The sequence below is a fragment of the Sorangium sp. So ce128 genome, assembly GCF_051525245.1.
GTDB lineage: Bacteria > Myxococcota_A > Polyangia > Polyangiales > Polyangiaceae > Sorangium > Sorangium cellulosum_B.
On the sequence record NZ_CP150313.1, the window covers coordinates 2,404,731 to 2,420,497 of the forward strand.

At 73.1% G+C, this 15,767-nt stretch carries 13 protein-coding genes; 8 read left to right on the top strand and 5 right to left on the bottom strand.

The window, feature by feature from the left end; genetic code table 11:
• The first annotated feature begins 1 nt into the window (after position 1).
• The 8 genes from murD to dnaJ all read left to right on the top strand — a co-directional run bounded on the left by murD (position 2) and on the right by dnaJ (position 10,539).
• Complete coding sequence (murD, locus tag WME82_RS09335; RefSeq protein ID WP_438042548.1) at positions 2 to 1,372, top strand: UDP-N-acetylmuramoyl-L-alanine--D-glutamate ligase; 1,371 nt, start codon at positions 2 to 4, stop codon at positions 1,370 to 1,372.
• Entirely contained in the window at positions 1,369 to 2,694 is a 1,326-nt protein-coding gene (ftsW, locus tag WME82_RS09340; protein WP_437869944.1) for a putative lipid II flippase FtsW, read from the top strand. The genes murD and ftsW overlap by 4 nt, the downstream gene beginning before the upstream one ends.
• The gene (gene murG / locus WME82_RS09345; RefSeq protein ID WP_438042549.1) at positions 2,688 to 3,899 is read left to right on the top strand and encodes an undecaprenyldiphospho-muramoylpentapeptide beta-N-acetylglucosaminyltransferase; all 1,212 of its coding nucleotides are present in this window, start codon (positions 2,688 to 2,690) and stop codon (positions 3,897 to 3,899) included. The genes ftsW and murG overlap by 7 nt, the downstream gene beginning before the upstream one ends.
• Positions 3,899 to 5,308 carry a UDP-N-acetylmuramate--L-alanine ligase gene (gene murC / locus WME82_RS09350; RefSeq protein WP_437716583.1) on the top strand — a complete coding sequence of 470 codons (1,410 nt, stop codon included), beginning with the start codon at positions 3,899 to 3,901 and terminating at the stop codon, positions 5,306 to 5,308. The genes murG and murC overlap by 1 nt, the downstream gene beginning before the upstream one ends.
• On the top strand, positions 5,305 to 6,336 hold the full coding sequence (locus tag WME82_RS09355; protein WP_438042550.1) for an FtsQ-type POTRA domain-containing protein: 1,032 nt from the start codon (positions 5,305 to 5,307) through the stop codon (positions 6,334 to 6,336). Before murC ends, WME82_RS09355 begins: the two co-directional genes overlap by 4 nt.
• Before the next feature lie 141 nt (positions 6,337 to 6,477).
• Positions 6,478 to 7,788, top strand: coding sequence for a cell division protein FtsA (ftsA, locus tag WME82_RS09360; protein ID WP_438042551.1), 1,311 nt, complete (start codon positions 6,478 to 6,480; stop codon positions 7,786 to 7,788).
• Positions 7,789 to 8,033: 245 nt separating this feature from the next.
• Entirely contained in the window at positions 8,034 to 9,302 is a 1,269-nt protein-coding gene (gene ftsZ / locus WME82_RS09365; RefSeq protein WP_437745137.1) for a cell division protein FtsZ, read from the top strand.
• 151 nt (positions 9,303 to 9,453) lie between these two features.
• Positions 9,454 to 10,539, top strand: coding sequence for a molecular chaperone DnaJ (dnaJ, locus tag WME82_RS09370; RefSeq protein WP_437534265.1), 1,086 nt, complete (start codon positions 9,454 to 9,456; stop codon positions 10,537 to 10,539).
• Between the two features lie 156 nt (positions 10,540 to 10,695).
• Here the strand turns inward: dnaJ and WME82_RS09375 are convergent, their stop codons facing one another.
• The 5 genes from WME82_RS09375 to WME82_RS09395 all read right to left on the bottom strand — a co-directional run bounded on the left by WME82_RS09375 (position 10,696) and on the right by WME82_RS09395 (position 15,748).
• On the bottom strand, positions 10,696 to 11,862 hold the full coding sequence (locus WME82_RS09375) for a PrsW family intramembrane metalloprotease (protein WP_438042552.1): 1,167 nt from the start codon (positions 11,860 to 11,862) through the stop codon (positions 10,696 to 10,698).
• Positions 11,863 to 11,902: 40 nt separating this feature from the next.
• Positions 11,903 to 12,769, bottom strand: a complete 867-nt coding sequence (locus WME82_RS09380; RefSeq protein ID WP_437745139.1) for a hypothetical protein — start codon at positions 12,767 to 12,769, stop codon at positions 11,903 to 11,905.
• Complete coding sequence (locus tag WME82_RS09385) at positions 12,766 to 13,005, bottom strand: DNA gyrase inhibitor YacG (protein WP_437745140.1); 240 nt, start codon at positions 13,003 to 13,005, stop codon at positions 12,766 to 12,768. The genes WME82_RS09380 and WME82_RS09385 overlap by 4 nt, the downstream gene beginning before the upstream one ends.
• 191 nt (positions 13,006 to 13,196) lie before the next feature.
• Positions 13,197 to 14,621 carry a trypsin-like peptidase domain-containing protein gene (locus WME82_RS09390; RefSeq protein WP_438042553.1) on the bottom strand — a complete coding sequence of 475 codons (1,425 nt, stop codon included), beginning with the start codon at positions 14,619 to 14,621 and terminating at the stop codon, positions 13,197 to 13,199.
• Between the two features lie 128 nt (positions 14,622 to 14,749).
• On the bottom strand, positions 14,750 to 15,748 hold the full coding sequence (locus WME82_RS09395; protein WP_438042554.1) for a hypothetical protein: 999 nt from the start codon (positions 15,746 to 15,748) through the stop codon (positions 14,750 to 14,752).
• Positions 15,749 to 15,767: the final 19 nt, after the last annotated feature.

Sequence of the window (15,767 nt, forward strand, 5' to 3'; positions counted from 1 at the left end):
CATGATGGACGTCCGCGGGCGAACAGTGATCGTCGTGGGTCTCGGCCGGAGCGGCGTCGCGGCCGCGCGCCTCCTGAACGCGCGCGGCGCGCGCGTTATCGCGAACGACGGCGCGCCGCGCGAGCGGCTCTCCGCCGCGGCCGCGGCCCTCGAGGGCGAGGGCGTCGTCCTCGCGCCGGGAGGGCACGAGCCGGCGCTGTTCGACGGCGCCGACCTCGTGGTCGTCTCGCCGGGCGTGCCGTCGTTCCCTGCGCTCGACGCCGTCGCTCGCTCCGGGCGCGAGGTCATCGGCGAGCTCGAGCTCGCGTCGCGCTTCGTGTCGGCGCCCGTCGTGCTCGTCGGCGGGACCAACGGCAAGAGCACGACGACGGCGCTCACGGGCGCGATGCTCGAGCGGGCCGGCCTCCGCACGTTCGTCGGCGGCAACTTCGGGACCCCCCTCGCCGAGGTCGTCGACCAGACGTGGGACGTGCTCGTCCTCGAGATCTCGAGCTTCCAGGCGGAGCGCGTGCCGACGCTGCACGCGCGCGCCCACGCGCTGCTGAACATCACGGACGATCACCTCGATCGCTACGCGAGCTTCGCGGCGTACGCCGACGCGAAGGGCAACCCGTTCGAGCGCATGACGCCCGACGACGTGGCGGTCGTCCCCTTCGGCGACGAGCTCGTCGCCCGACAGGCGGCGCGCGGGCGCGCCCGCGTCGTGACGTTCAGCGCGCGCGACGCCCGCGCGGACGTGAGCGCCGCGGGGGGCGCGATCGTCGATCGCGTCGCCGGCGCCCGCTACCCGCTGGATCGCGTGCGGCTCGCGGGCGCGCACAACCTCGCGAACGCCTGCGCCTCCGTCGCGCTCGCCGCCGCGCTCGGCGCTCCCGCGGCGGCGATCGGCGACGCGCTCTCGGGCTTCGAGGGGCTCGCGCACCGGACCGCGCTCGTCGCGGACGTCGACGGGGTCCGCTATTACGACGACTCGAAGGGGACCAACGTCGGCGCCTCCGTCGCCGCGCTCTCCGGCCTGATCGAGGCGAAGGCCGTCCTGATCGCGGGCGGGCGCGACAAGCTCGGCGACTACGCCCCGCTCGTGTCCGCGCTGCGCGAGCGGGGGCGCGCCCTCGTCGTCCTCGGCGAGGCCGCGGACCGCATCGCCGCAGCGGCCGCCGGCGTCCTGCCGATCGCGCGGGCGGGCTCGATGGTGGAGGCGGTCCTCGCCGCGCGCTCCCTCGCCCGGCCGGGCGACGCGGTGCTGCTCAGCCCCGCGTGCTCCAGCTTCGATATGTTCCGCGACTACAAGGACCGCGGCGACGCCTTCGTCCGCGCGGTCCGCGAGCTCCAGGGAGCTGGCGGCGGGGCCGCCGGGGAGGTGGCGTCGTGACGTCGTGGAGCAGCGCGTTCGGCGCGCGCGCCGACGCACCCAAGAACCGGCACGTCGGTCCCCCCGACCAGGAGAAGGCGGCGCCGGGCGGGATCGCGGCGGCCGCCGAGGCCTTCTGGAAGGTGCGATCGAGCCCCTCGGGCCCGGTCGACGCCCTCCTCGCGGCGGTCGTCACGGCGCTCATCGGCTTCGGCGTGGTGATGGTCTACAGCGCCAGCGCCGTCGAGGCGACGGTCCGCTACAAGGACGCGCAGTTCTTCCTCAAGCGTCAGGCGGTCTACGCGGTGCTTTCGATCGCCACGATGTGGATCACGAGCCGCATCGATCACCGCCGGCTCAAGGTCCTCACGTACCCGGTGCTCATCACCGTCACCGGGATGCTCGTCGCCTGCGTGGCGGGGCTCGGCCACAAGGCCGGCAACGCCTACCGCTGGATCTCGCTCGGCCCTGTCCACGTGCAGCCGGCCGAGGTGGCGAAGCTCGCGATCGTGCTCTGGCTCGCCTACTCGCTGTCGAAGAAGGCCGAGCGCATCAAGTCGTTCTCGGTCGGCTTCCTCCCGCACCTCCTCGTCGTCGGGCTCTTGATGCTCCTCTGCCTCAAGCAGCCCGACTTCGGAAGCGCGGTCGTGCTGCTCTTCCTGACCTTCACGCTGCTGTTCGTGGCGGGCGCGCGCGTCCCGTACATCGCCGCGTTCTCCATGCTGCTGGCGTTCGCCGGCGCCGCGCTCGTTCGCTTCAGCGGGTACCGCTACGCGCGCTACCTCGCGTGGATCGACATGGACAACAACCGCGCGGACCTCGCCTACCAGCCGTTCCAGTCGGTCATGAGCTTCGGCTCGGGCGGGCTCTTCGGCCTCGGCCTCGGGCGAGGGCTGCAGGTGCTCTACCTGCCGGAGGCGCACACCGATTTCGTGTCCGCGATCGTCGGCGAAGAGCTCGGCTTCGTCGGCATCGTCGGTCTGTGCGCGGCATACCTCGTCATCGTCTCGCGGGGCGTGAAGATCGCCCTCGAGGCGGCCGACGACTACGGCAGCTTCATGGCGTTCGGCATCGCGACGCTCTTCGGGGTGCAGGCGATGACGAACCTCGCCGTCGCGATGGCGATCCTCCCCACGAAGGGGCTCACGTTGCCGTTCCTCAGCTATGGCGGCTCCTCGTTGCTCGTGAACGCCGCGGCCGCGGGCATCCTGCTCAGCATCAGCCGATCGCGGACCGTCGTGGCCCCCGAGAAGCGCGGCGAGGCGGGCGCTTCGCCCGTCCCGCACGCGCCGAGCGCGTCGGCCGTGGTCGCCGCGTCGGCCGAGGAGGGCGGCGCATGGTGACCGTGCTCATCGCCGGAGGCGGCACCGGCGGCCACGTCTTCCCGATGATCGCCGTGGGCGACGCCGTCCGCGCTGCGGCGCCCGACGCGCGCGTCGTCTACGTCGGCACCGCGCGCGGCATCGAGGTGCGCGTGATGGGCGAGCGCGGCGACAACCTCGAGCTGCTCCACGTCCTGCCGCTCCGCGGGGGCGGCCTCTCCGGCTTCGTGCGCGGCGCTGCCCGCGCGGGCAGCGTCCTCCCGGAGGCGAGGCGGCTCGTCGAGCGGCTCGACGCCCGCGTGGCGCTCTCGCTCGGCGGGTACGCCGGCGGACCGGTCTCGCTCGCTGCCCGCTCGCTCGGCGTTCCGGTCGCGATCCTGGAGCCGAACAGCGTCCTCGGACTGTCGAACCGGCTGCTCGCGCCCATCGTCGATCGCGCGTACGTCGCCTTCCCGGAGACGGCGCGCGCGCTGCGCCCGAGCACCGTGCGCCTCTTCGGCGTCCCCCTCCGGCGCGCCTTCGCCCGCGCCCCGTACGCGCCGCGCGAAGGCGCGCTCCGCCTGCTGGTTCTCGGCGGCAGCCAGGGCGCGCTGGCGCTGAACGACGTCGTCCCTCGCGCGATCGCGCGAGGCCGCGAGCGCGGCGTCGACCTCGAGGTGGTGCACCAGACGGGCAGGGATCGCGAGGCCGCGGTCCGTTCGCTCTACGCCGAGCTCGGCCTGGCAGGGCGCGCGCGCGTCGTCCCGTTCATCGACGACGTGGCGGAGGCGCTCGCCGCGGCCGACGTCGTGATCGCCCGCGCGGGCGCGTCGACGCTCGCCGAGCTCTGCGCTGTCGGGCGCCCTTCAATCCTGATTCCGTACCCGTTCGCGGCCGACAACCACCAGCTGAGGAACGCGCAATCCATCGAGCGGGCCTCCGCCGCGGTCGCGATCGCCCAGGGCGACGCCACCGAGATGCGCCTCGCCGACGAGATCGCCCGGCTCGCGGCCGCGCCGGCGCTCCGGGCCCGCATGGCGGACGCGGCGGCGGCCTTCGCCACGCGGGATGCCGCGGCGCGCGTCGCCGCCGATCTGCTCGAGCTCGCGCGGGCTCCGCGCCACCGCGCGCTGCGCTTCCCCACCCTCGGAGGGCGCGCGGCGCGCGCTGGCGAGGCGCAGCGCGGCGCCGTGACGAACCAGGCCGCGCCGCTCGGCGCTGGCCTCGGCTGGGAGGAGGCAGGCTGATGTTCCGCGGTCGCGTTCGCCACGTCCATTTCGTCGGCATCGGGGGCGTCGGGATGAGCGGCCTCGCCGAGATCCTGCGCTCGCTCGAGTTCGAGGTCTCCGGCTCGGATCTCAAGGAGAGCTCGACGACGCGGCGGCTCACGTCGCTCGGCGTCCGGATCGACATCGGCCACCGCGCCGAGAACGTCCGCGGCGTCGATGTCGTCGTGTACTCGAGCGCCATCCGCCCCGAGAACCCCGAGCTCACCGAGGCGCGCGCGCTCGGCACCCCGGTGATCGGGCGCGCGGAGATGCTCGCCGAGCTGATGCGCGTGAAGTACGGCGTCGCGATCGCGGGCTCGCACGGCAAGACCACCACGACCTCCCTGGTCGCCACGGTCCTGCGCGCCGCCGGCCTCGATCCCACCGTCGTCGTCGGCGGCAAGATGGCGGCGCTCGGCACGAACGCGCGGCTCGGCGCCGGTGACCTGCTCGTCGCCGAGGCCGACGAGAGCGACGGATCGTTCCTGCGGCTCACCCCGACGATCGCGGTCGTCACCAACATCGACCCCGAGCACCTCGATCACTACGGCACGCACGAGCGCATCAAGGACGCCTTCGTCGAGTTCGCCGCGCGCGTCCCGTTCTACGGGCTCGCCGTGCTCTGCCTCGACCACCCGCACGTCCAGGATCTGCTCCCGCGCATCCCGCGCCGCCACGTCACGTACGGCGTCTCGCCGCAGTCGGACTACTCGGCGCGCGGCATCCAGTTCCGCGGCCTCGAGACGAGCTTCAACGCGTACCGCCGAGGGGAGCCGCTCGGCGGGTTCACGGTGAAGATGCCGGGCGCGCACAACGTCCTCAACTGCCTCGCCACCATCGCGGTCGCGGACGAGCTCGAGGTGCCGCTCGACGTCACCAAGCAGGCGCTGGCCACGTTCGGCGGCGTCGCTCGCCGCTTCACCGTCGTCGGGTCGATCGGGGGCGTCACGATGATCGACGACTACGGCCACCACCCGGCCGAGATCCGCGCCACCATCGACGCGGCCCGCCGGGCGTTCCCCGGCGAGGATCACCGCGTCGTCGTGGCCTTCCAGCCGCACCGGCACACCCGCACGCGCGATCTCTTCGACGAGTTCACGCGCGCCTTCAACCAGGCCGACGTCCTGCTCGTCACGGACATCTACGCCGCGGGCGAGCCGCCGATCCCCGGCGTCACCGCGGAGCGCCTCGTCCAGTCGATCCGGGAGCACGGCCACCACGACGCGCGCTTCATCGCCGACAAGGCCGACCTCCCGGAGGCCCTCGAGAAGATCGCCCGGCCCGGCGACGTCGTCATCGCGCTCGGCGCGGGCGACGTGAACGCGTGCGTGCGGGGGCTCAAGGCGCGGCTCGAGGCGAAGTCGCCGCCGCAGGAGGGCAGCTCATGACCGAGCGTCCCAGCGCGCCTCCGCCGAACCGCCGCCGCTCGCTGCCGTCGGTGCCCGCGGCGCCGCCGGTCCGGGCGGACTCGCGCGGCTCGAAGCCCGAGCCCGTGGCGGCGGTGCCGCCGAAGAACGAGCGCGTGCGCGCGTCGACCCCGTCGTCGCACGAGTCGCCGGCCCCGCCCGCGACGAGCGTCTCCGTGCGCCCGCCGCGCGCGATCGACCGCGGAGAGCGCGCCGCCGAGGGCGCGCCCTCGGCGGCGCGCCCTCGGCGGCCGATCGCGCGCCACCTCCGCGCCCTGCAGCTGCTCGCGGGCGCCGCCGTCGTGCTCGTCGCCTCGACCGCCGTCGCGTGGGGCGCGCGCCGCTACATCGTGTCGAGCCCTCGCTTCGCCGTGCGCACGGTGCTCGTCGACGGCGTCCAGCGCCGGACCGCTGAGCAGGTGGCCAGCTCCGGCGGCATCGAGGTGGGCAAGAACATCTTCACGCTCGATCTCGAGCTCGCCGGCGCCTCGATCGCCACCGACCCCTGGGTCGAGAAGGCGACGGTCACGCGCAGGCTCCCCTCGACGATCCACGTCGACGTCGTCGAGCGGGAGGCGCAGGCCCTGGTCGCGATCGGCGGCGATCTCTACCTCGCGACGCGCGACGGCGAGCTCTTCAAGGAGCTCGCTGGCGACGACCCCGTCGACCTCCCGATCGTCACGGGGATCACCGGCGAACAGGTGGCGCGGGATCGCCCCGGCGTCGTCATCGCGGTCCGGCGCCTGCTCGACGTGGTCGAGGACCTGGAGCGCGCCGGCGTCGCGCGCCGCTATCCGACCCAGGAGCTCCACGTCGAGCGGGACGGGTCGATCGTCGTCACCATCGGAAAGGAGGCGATCTCGCTCCACCTCGGGCAGCCGCCCTACCGGGACAAGGTCGCCCAGGCGTCGCGGGTGCTCACCGAGCTCGCCCAGCGAAAGGCGAACGCGTCGGTGATCTTCCTCGACAACGACGCGCACCCCGAGCGCGTCGTTGTGAGGATGAGATGAGCGCCGTCGGGCCCGCTCTCCGCGCCGGCGATCGCCGAGCAAAACTTGGCCGGTGCTGCTGGCTCATGGCAGCGTCGTGCCCGCCTTACACGCGCATGGGGCTCGTCCCCGCATGAGGTGGTGCACGCAATGAAGAGCCGGATGGAGACTACTGAGATCGTCGTCGGACTCGACATCGGGACGACCAAGGTCTCGGCGGTCGTTGGCGAGATCGACGCTGATGGGATCACCATCCTCGGGGTGGGCAACGTCCCGTGCCGCGGCCTGCGGAAGGGCGTGGTGAGCAACATCGACTGGACGGTGCGCTCGATCGCCGAGGCGATCGAGGCCGCCCAGACGATGGCGGGCGTCGAGATCCGCACCGTGTACGCCGGCGTCGCGGGCAGCCACATCCGCTGCCAGCAGTCCGACGGCGTCGCCGCGGTCTCCGGCGGCGAGGTCACGCGTCTGGACGTCGAGCGCGTCCTCGAGGGCGCGCGGGCCATCCCTGTCGACGCCGATCGTCAGATCCTGCACGTCCTGCCGCGCGAGTTCACGGTCGACAACCAGGACGGCATCCGCGACCCGGTCGGGATGAGCGGCGTCCGGCTCGGCGTGAAGGTGAACCTGATCACGGCCGCGACCTCGTGCGTGCAGAACGTCGTCCGCTGCGCGGAGCGCTGCGGCCTCACCGTGGCCGACGTGGTACTGGAGCCGCTCGCCAGCGCCGAGGCGGTGCTCTCCGAGGACGAGAAGGAGATCGGCGTCGCCATCATCGACATCGGCGGCGGTACGACGGACCTGCTCCTCTACGTGGACGGCGGAATCGCGCATGCCAGCGTGATCCCGGCGGGCGGCAACAACGTGACGGCCGACATCGCCGCCGGGCTGCGCACGCCGATGGGCGAGGCCGAGCGCCTGAAGCGCAACGCCGGCTGCGCCCTTGGCCGAATGGTGGGCGACGAGGAGGAGATCGAGGTCCCCGGCGTCGGCGGACACATGCCGCGCAAGGCGGCGCGCCGCGTCCTGTCGGACATCATCGAGCCGCGCGTCGAGGAGATCTTCGCGGTCATCCGCAAGCGGATCGAGGACACCGGGATGCTCGAGCAGCTCTCGGCCGGCGCGGTGGTCACCGGCGGCGGCGTCCTCATGGAAGGGATGACAGAGTTCGCCGAGGAGATCCTCGGGATGCCCGTGCGCCTCGGCGTGCCGGTCGGCGTGCGAGGCATCACGCAGCTCGTGGCCGGCCCGCAGTACGCGACGGGCGTGGGCCTCGTTCAGTACGGCGCCAACGCACTCGCGCAGGCGCGCGCGCTCACGCCGGTGACGCTCGACGCCGGCCACGCCGGGCGCGCGGAGATCCGTCGCGAGAAGCTCCGCGAGCGCGAGTCGCGTCGAGATGTCGTCGAAGAAATGGCGATTGAAAAGAGGTCGAGCGGGAGGTTCTGGAACTGGCTTCGAGCAGCATTCTAGGCATGACGTGGCAAGAGAAAGTTGTTAGAGAATTGGGTTTGAGAGGATCCGATAGCGCACTGGCGATCCCTCTTGAACGCGAAGTCAAGAGGGTTTGAAACGCGGTGTTCGAAGGGGAAGAGGCGCCCCTCCGAATGCCGTCCGGAGCGAGGACGTCCTCGCGCACTGAGGGTTCCGCGCCGCTCGACCTCCGTAGGGGTCGGCGCCGGGCCGAGCGGCTAGCTGTACTTCCCCGGGAGGAGTTCATGAGTTTCTCCATCGAGTTTGCCGACGAGCACACCGGGTACGACGCCCGGATCAAGGTCATCGGTTGTGGCGGTTCTGGCGGCAATGCAGTCAACACGATGATCAACTTCGGCCTCGAGGGCGTGGAGTTCATCGTCGTCAACACCGACGCCCAGGCGCTCGGATCGAGCCTCGCCCCGACCAAGCTCCACATCGGAGCGAGCGTCACGCGCGGTCTCGGCGCGGGCGCCGATCCCGAGAAGGGCCGCAAGGCGGCGCTCGAGGACGTGACGCGGGTGAAGGAGTGCCTCCAGGGCGCGGACATGGTGTTCGTCACCGCGGGGATGGGCGGCGGCACGGGCACGGGCGCCGCGCCGGTCATCGCGCAGCTCGCGCGCGAGGAGGGCTGCCTCACCGTCGGCGTCGTGACGAAGCCGTTCTTCTTCGAGGGCAAGCAGCGCTCGCGCCGCGCCGAGCTCGGCCTAGCGATGCTCGCGGAGCACGTCGACACGCTCATCACGATCCCGAACCAGAAGCTCCTCTCGCTGGGCGACGAGGACCTCTCGTTCGTCGAGGCGTTCCGCAAGGCGGACGAGGTGCTCTATCAGGCGATCAAGGGCATCAGCGATCTCATCACGCAGAACGGGATCGTGAACGTCGACTTCGCGGACGTGAAGACGGTGATGTCGAACATGGGCCGCGCGCTCATGGGCACCGGCTGCGCGAAGGGGCAGGGCCGCGCTCGCCTCGCCGCCGAGATGGCCGTCAGCTCGCCGCTGCTCGACGACATCTCGGTCGAGGGCGCGACCGGCGTGCTCATCAACATCGTCGGCGGCCCCGACATGCGGATGCGCGAGATCGAGGAGGCCGCGACGCTCGTGCAGGAGCAGGCGCACGAGGACGCGAACATCATCTTCGGCGCGACGATCGACGAGAACATGGGCGAGATGATCAAGGTGACGGTCATCGCGACCGGCTTCGACCACCTCGTCGCCGAGGTCCCGCAGCAGCTCGCGAGCGCCGCGCAGCCGCGCGCCACCGCGCACTCCATCGGAGCGTCGCTGGCCGCGGCGGCCGGGCCGATGTCGGGCCGCTCCGCCCCGAGCGCTCCTCCCATGCCCATGACGCAGCGCCAGCCGCACCGGCACGAGGAGGTCGCGTATCCGACCACCCGTCGGCCCGCGCCGCAGGTCCAGGCGGCAGGCGGCAGCCCGCGCGACCGCGCGAGCTTCGTCCCTCCGCTCGACGCCGACTGGGACACGCCCGCGTTCCAGCGCCGGGGCCAGTAGAAGCGCCGCAGCCTGCACGGAAGGCGTCCCGGCGCGCAGCCACCGCGGGCGTTCACGCTGTATTACGCGTTGACAGGCGCGCACGACGACTTATGGTCTGCCGGCACCTGTGCCCGCTGTCGGGCAGGATCGACGCGGCGGTCCACGATTCATGAGTGAAAAGCGCGACTTCTACGAAGTTCTTGGCCTCGCGCGAGACGCGACGCCTGACGACATTCGCAAGGCCTATCGTCAGGCTGCGTTGAAGAACCATCCGGACCGGAACCCCGGCGATGCGTCGGCGGAGGCCCGCTTCAAAGAGGCCACCGAGGCGTACCAGGTCCTCTCCGACGAGGAGAAGCGCAGGCGGTACGACCAGTTCGGGCACGCCGGCCTCGAGGGGATCGGCGGCGCGGCCGACGGCGACATCTTCTCCCACTTCCAGGACATCTTCTCGGAGTTCTTCGGCGGCTTCGGCGGCGGGCAGCGCCGGCGGCGCGGGCCCGCGCGCGGCCAGGACATCCGGGTTCAGCAGCGGCTCTCGCTGCGGGACGCCTTGCTCGGCTGCAAGCGGGAGGTCGTCCTGCGGACGCCGGTGGCGTGCGACGACTGCTCCGGCTCGGGGGCGAAGCCAGGGACGAAACGCAAGCCGTGCGGTACGTGCGGCGGCGCCGGGCAGGTCTCGACCTCGCGCGGGTTCGTGATGTTCACCCAGACGTGCCCTGAATGCTCGGGCGAGGGCTCGGTCATCAAGACGCCGTGCGCCACCTGCAAGGGGTTCGGGGCGGTCGAGAAGACGCGGAAGGTCGTCGTCAATTTCCCAGCCGGCATCGACGGCGGCCAGCGGCTCAGGGTGCCGGGCCAGGGCATGCCGGGCGCCCAGGGCGCGCCGCCCGGCGATCTGTACGTCGACGTCGATCTCGCCGCGGACGAGCGCTTCGAGCGCGACGGGCTCGACCTCATCACGCGGGCGCCCATCTCCTTCGCCGACGCGGCTCTCGGCAGCACGGTCAAGATCGACCTGCCGGACGACACGGTCGTCGACGTCGAGGTCCCGGCGGGCGTGCAGCCCGGCGAGGTGATCTCGGTCAAGGGCAAGGGCGCGCCCCGGATCGATGGTCGCGGCCGCGGAGCGCTCCAGGTGGTCATCCAGGTCGAGGTGCCGCGGAACCTGTCGCCCGCAGCGCAGGAGCTGCTCCGCAGGTTCCAGGACGAGGTAGCCAAGCACCAGCCGGCGGCGAAGGCGGCGACCGCGTAGGTCTGCTGGTCGCTCGAGCTCCGGCCAGCGCTGCGGCGGCAGCGGCGCGGGGCGGCGCTGCGTGGCGACGAGGTCGGGGTCGCGCGGGCTCGTCGCAGAGCCGACGCCCACCGAACTGGCAGGATTTCTAGCGCCAGGCGCGAGCGTGCGCCGCGCTCAGCGCGTCGTGCCGATCCAGGCGCCCGCGCACGCGAGGCTGAAGGCGATGGGGGCGAGCGCGGCCGCGAACACGACGGCGACGGGGGCCGCGAGGCCGAGCAGCACCAGAGAGCCCAGGATGGCGAGCGCCGCCGAGGCGGCCGGCTCGAGGACGCTGCCCGTCGACGAGGCCCGGGCGACGAGATAACCAGCCAAGGGGAAGGCGGCGATCGCCGCTGCGACGAGCAAGAGGAGCGGCGCCGCCGCGGCGGCCGAGGCGTCGCCCCTGTCCACCGCCGCGAAGTCGACGCCGAAGCGATGGCCGAGCGCGATCGCGATCGCGAGCGCGGTCGTCATCACCCCGACCGTGACGAGCGCGCCGAAGGCGATCCACGTGAGCGTCACCGGTCGTTCGGTGCGCCTGAGCGCCTCACGCAACGTTCCGAGCGACGGCGGAGCGATGCGGGGGAGGAAGCGGCGCTCCCTGCGCTGCGAGCTGTGCGGCGACGCGCCTCGGCGGAGCAGGTCGCGGGCGGCGAGGAAGGTCACGAGGCCGGTGCCGAGGAGCACCGGCGCCGCGATGACGAGCGCGACCGGGCGGCACGCAAAGACGATGTAGTCGTAGGCGCCGTTGAGCACCATCGCGCCGAGCCACGCGGCGTTGAAGCGACGGCCGCCCAGCGGCCGCGTGCGCTCACGGCCCAGCGCGTAGCCCCAGAGCGAGGCGAAGAAGAGGTGCCCCGGCACGGCGAGGAGGGCCCGCGCGATGTCGAGCGGCTCCAGCGGCCGGCCCCACAGGTACACGGCGTTGTGGGCCGACACGAACCCGAGCGCCGCGGCGGCCGCGTACACGAGCCCATCGAACGGCTCCTCCACCGCGCGCAGCCGCGCGATCGGCGCGACGGCCGCCACCTTGAGGCCCTGCTCCAGCGGCGCCGTGACCACGAAGATGTAGACGAGCGTGACGGCGTCGAGCGCGCTGGCGACCTTGTCGACGCCTTGCCAGCGCTGGAGGAACGTCTCGATGAGCAGCGCCGGCACGAACGCGAGCGCGCCGAGCAGCGCCGTCCCCACCGCGAACCGGCGCCTGCCATAGAGGCGCTGCGACCAGACGAGGAGCGCGGCCAGCCCTCCGAGCGGCGCTGCGACGGTGGCGAGCCAGAGGAGCGCGGCGGCGGCGTTCATGGGCGCGAGGGGCGGGGCGGTGGAGCTGGCTTCGCTGCGGCTAGAAGTGGAGGCCGGCGACCGCGGTCAGGGCGAGCGCCGAGCCCACGCTGGAGCCCTCGGCCGCGAGCAGATCGGCCTTGGCTTGCTGAGGCGCGGCGGCTCCGCCCTTGATCCCTTCGATCGCGGCCGAGGAGAGCCCCGGCCTGGTCAGCGCCAGGAGCTCCCAGCTCGCGTTCGCGCCGATCGAGAAGACCGGCGACAGGTAGAGGTCGAGCCCACCGGAGACCCTTCCGTAGAAGCCGCGGATCGCGATGGCGTCGGCCGCGCCGCTCACCGCGCTCTTGACGCTGCCGAGGCCGGCGTAGCCGAAGCCCAGATCGACGTGCGGGTCGAGCTTCCCGAGCGGCAGGTGCATGCCGACCTCGCCGCCCAGGGTGAAGAGCTGCCAGTCGCTGAAGAACCCGACCCGTCCGCGGGCGCCCAGCGTGAAGTACAGGAGCCGGACGCCAGCCCCCGCGCCGATGACACCCCCGTTGGCCGCGCTCGAAACGAACCCGGCCGTGAAGTCGTCCTCGTCGATGTTGAACGTCTGGAGGCCGACGTTCTCGTAGCCTCCCTCGACGTTCAGCCAGACGATCTCGAGGCCGCGCCCCGAGTCCCGCTCCTTGGCCTCGTCGAGGCGCTGCTCTGTGCCGTCGGGGGCGGCGGGCTCCGGCTCGGGCGTGGTCATCGGAGGGGGCGGCGCCAGGCCTCCGGCCTGCATCGATGGATCGTACGGGTTCGGCTGCGCGGCCGCGGCGCCGGCGGGCGAGGCGGCGCTCGGCGAGTTCCCCAAGAGCGGCTGCCCCTGCTGTGCCAGGGCCGCGGACGTCATGGAGGCCGACGTGAGAACGGTGAGCAGGCAAAGCGCGCGACGAGAGATCATTCGTCCTCTTCCTGGATGTTCCCGTCGAGCCCGTCGGTTCGTCCCGTCGATTCCACGGTCTCGGCGTCCCCTGTGGATGAAACGGGCGGGCCAGGCACCCGGTAGCCACCGTCGAGCCAGCGGCCGAGGTCCACCAGCTTGCACTGGGGCGAGCAGAACGGAAAGACCGGGTTCTCGGGCCTGGGCCCCGCCGACTTGCGGCAAATCGGGCACCTCGCGCCTGCCAAAGCTCCCATGCGGCGTAAGGTAGCAGCGTCCATTGCGGGCATGTAGCCCGCGCTCGGTGAGCAGTGGGCCCGCGCTCGGTGAGCAGTGGGCCCGCGCTCGGTGAGCAGTGGGCCCGCGCTCGCCGGCATGTGGCCAGCGCTCGGTGAGTGTGTCGCCCGCGCCCAGCGCGCTGGACCGAGGTCGCTGGAGCGATGCCCGCTCAGCGCGCCGGGACCGCGAGGTAGCGGGGCGCCCCGTGGCGTCGTACCCGCAACAGGAGATCCTTGTGTGCCGCCGCGCCCAGGCGCGCGGTCAGGTCGGCGCCGCCCCGCACCGGCGCGCCGTTCAGGTCGAGCACCACGTCGCCCACCTCGAGGCGGCCAGCCGCAGGGCTCCGAGGCGCGATCGACTCGATGCGCGCTCCTTCCAGGGCGTCGCTCGCCAGCACGCCGAACGGCGGCTGCTCGGCGTCCCTCGGCGCGCGATCCTCGAGCGCGCGCCAGCTCGACGACGGCTCGTGGGGGGCCGAGGGATCGAGCTTCATCGTCGCGCGCCGGTCCGCGCCGTCGCGCTTGTAGATCAGCTCCACCTCGTCTCCCGGCTTGGCTCGCCGGAGCATGCGCGCGAGCTCGCGCGCGTGCTCGACGCGGTGCCCCTCGACCGACGTGATCACGTCGCCCGGCCTGAAGCCCAGCCGCGATCCGGGGCCGTCCGGCTCGACCTCCGTGATCAGCGCGCCCATCCGCCCTGGCAGCCGGAGCACCCGCGCGAGCTGCGAGGTCACCTCCTGGAAGCTGATCCCGATGCGCCCCCGGTCCACGCGGCCCGTCTCCCGCAGCTCGGGCAGGATCTCGAGCACCTCGTCGATCGGCAGGGCGAAGCTGATGCCGCGGCCATCGGCGTGGATCGCCGTCGCGATGCCGATCACCTGCCCCGTGGCGTCGAAGAGCGGCCCGCCGCTGTTTCCCGGGTTGATGGCGGCGTCGGTCTGGAGGAAGCCGTCGAGGTTCCCCGTACCCATGGGCCTCGACGTCGCGCTGATGATGCCCCGGGTCACGGTCGGTCCGAGCCCGAACGGGCTCCCGATCACGATGACGCCGTCGCCAGGCCGGACCGGCGCGCTCGATCCGAGGGAGGCGACCCGCAGCGACCCCGCTCCGAGCAGCTTCAACAGCGCCACGTCGAGCGTCGGATCCCGCCCGACCACGGTCGCCTCGAAGGCGCGCTCGTCCGAGAGCTGCACCTCGATGCCGAACGCGTCGCCGATCACGTGATCGCTCGTCAGCACGAGCCCTTCTTCGGCGATCACGAACCCGGATCCGATCGCCCGCTCCACCCGCTGCACACGGCCGTCGAACGGGAGCGCCGGGCCCGCGCGCCCGTCCGGAAACGAGGGCGCGCGCAGGGTGGTGACGGTCACCACCACCGGCCGCACCTGCTCGATCAGCGCAGGCAGGGTCATCGCGCCGCGGGCCGCTGGCGGCTCGGGCGGCGATTCCGCGCGCAGGACCGAGCACGGCGCGCTCGCCGCGCCGCGGGGCGATGGAGGGGGCGAGAGCGCGGCTGCCCGGTCGTCGCAGGCAGCGAGCGGTGCGGTCCCGAGGAACCCGACACACGCCCATGCGGCAGCGCGGAGCCGTCCCACGGGCCGGACGTAGAGCCTCGAGGCGCGACCGCAAGCGCGCAAGGAGTGGCCGCTGGAAAGCGCTCCGCGCCGCGGCCGAGCTGCTCCGTGGGCCGGACGAGGCGGCGCACGCGCGGCCCGCTGGCCGCTCAGCCAGGAGGCGCGCCTCGCGCGGCCTCCGTGCGCACCACCTGGACGACGACCTCCACCAGGCGACCGCCGGGCTGGACGAACGACGCCTTGCCGCGCCCCCCTTCGAAGCGCCACGCCAGATCGGCAGGGGCGCCTGTCTCTCCCGCGCCTTCGCCGACGCGGACGACGGCGCTCACCTCCAGCGTCTGCTTCCCTGCCGTCACGGCGCCCCGCGCCACCGCGAACGTCCCGCCGCCGAGCAGCGCGATTGTCCGCTTCGCCAGGTTGCTCAGGTGTCGCGCGGGCTCTTCCCCTCCGGGCTCCGGACGCCACGTTGCGATGTGCCCGGCGTCGTCGATGTCGATCACGAAGCGCGCCTTCCCCGCGCTTCCGGGCGGGAGCGTCGCCCAGATCGGGTCCGCCTGGCACGCGGGCGGGATGGCCCTCGTGAAGGCGCGCCCGAGGTTGCGCACAGCGCTGACGCCGGCCGCCCCGAAGTCGCCCTCGCCGTCCTCTCCGGCGCCAGCGCTCGTCCGCGCGGCGGCGGAGCGCGCCGGTGCGCCGGCTTCCCCGTTCACCGCGGGCTCCCGGCGTCGCTCTGCGGGCCGGGGCGTCGCCTTGGGCCGGGGCGTCGCCTTGGGCCGGGGCGCTGCCGGGCCGCGCGGCGCGGCCGCCATGGGCGGCGCCGGCTCGCCGCCGGCCTCTGCGGGGCGCTCTGCAGGCGCCGTGGGCCGGCTGGCATCGGCCGGAGCGCGCGCCGTTGGCATGCTCATCGGCTCGCCGCGCTCGCCGGCCTCGTCGCGCCCGCCGCGAGCGTCGCTCGGGCGCGCCGCGCCACCGCTGCCCGGCAGCGCGGCCGTGAGCCCGGTCCAGAGATCGATCGGCTCGCGCTCCGCCGCTGGCTCGGCGGGATCGCTGGCGGGCACCTCCGGCCCGAGCCGCGCCGAGCTCCACGCGCCCAGATGGACGAGCGCCGATACGAGGAGCGCCGGCAGCATCGCTCGTTGATCGCGCATCGGCTCGCACCCCGCCCTT

Excerpts from the sequence above, each read along its gene's own strand:
- murD (WP_438042548.1), top strand. The coding sequence starts at position 2 with ATGATGGACGTCCGCGGGCGAACAGTGATCGTCGTGGGTCTCGGCCGG.
- murG (WP_438042549.1), top strand. The coding sequence starts at position 2,688 with ATGGTGACCGTGCTCATCGCCGGAGGCGGCACCGGCGGCCACGTCTTC.
- murC (WP_437716583.1), top strand. The coding sequence starts at position 3,899 with ATGTTCCGCGGTCGCGTTCGCCACGTCCATTTCGTCGGCATCGGGGGC.
- WME82_RS09355 (WP_438042550.1), top strand. The coding sequence starts at position 5,305 with ATGACCGAGCGTCCCAGCGCGCCTCCGCCGAACCGCCGCCGCTCGCTG.
- ftsA (WP_438042551.1), top strand. The coding sequence starts at position 6,478 with ATGGAGACTACTGAGATCGTCGTCGGACTCGACATCGGGACGACCAAG.
- ftsZ (WP_437745137.1), top strand. The coding sequence starts at position 8,034 with ATGAGTTTCTCCATCGAGTTTGCCGACGAGCACACCGGGTACGACGCC.
- dnaJ (WP_437534265.1), top strand. The coding sequence starts at position 9,454 with ATGAGTGAAAAGCGCGACTTCTACGAAGTTCTTGGCCTCGCGCGAGAC.
- WME82_RS09375 (WP_438042552.1), bottom strand. The coding sequence starts at position 11,862 with ATGAACGCCGCCGCCGCGCTCCTCTGGCTCGCCACCGTCGCAGCGCCG.
- WME82_RS09380 (WP_437745139.1), bottom strand. The coding sequence starts at position 12,769 with ATGATCTCTCGTCGCGCGCTTTGCCTGCTCACCGTTCTCACGTCGGCC.
- WME82_RS09385 (WP_437745140.1), bottom strand. The coding sequence starts at position 13,005 with ATGGGAGCTTTGGCAGGCGCGAGGTGCCCGATTTGCCGCAAGTCGGCG.
- WME82_RS09395 (WP_438042554.1), bottom strand. The coding sequence starts at position 15,748 with ATGCGCGATCAACGAGCGATGCTGCCGGCGCTCCTCGTATCGGCGCTC.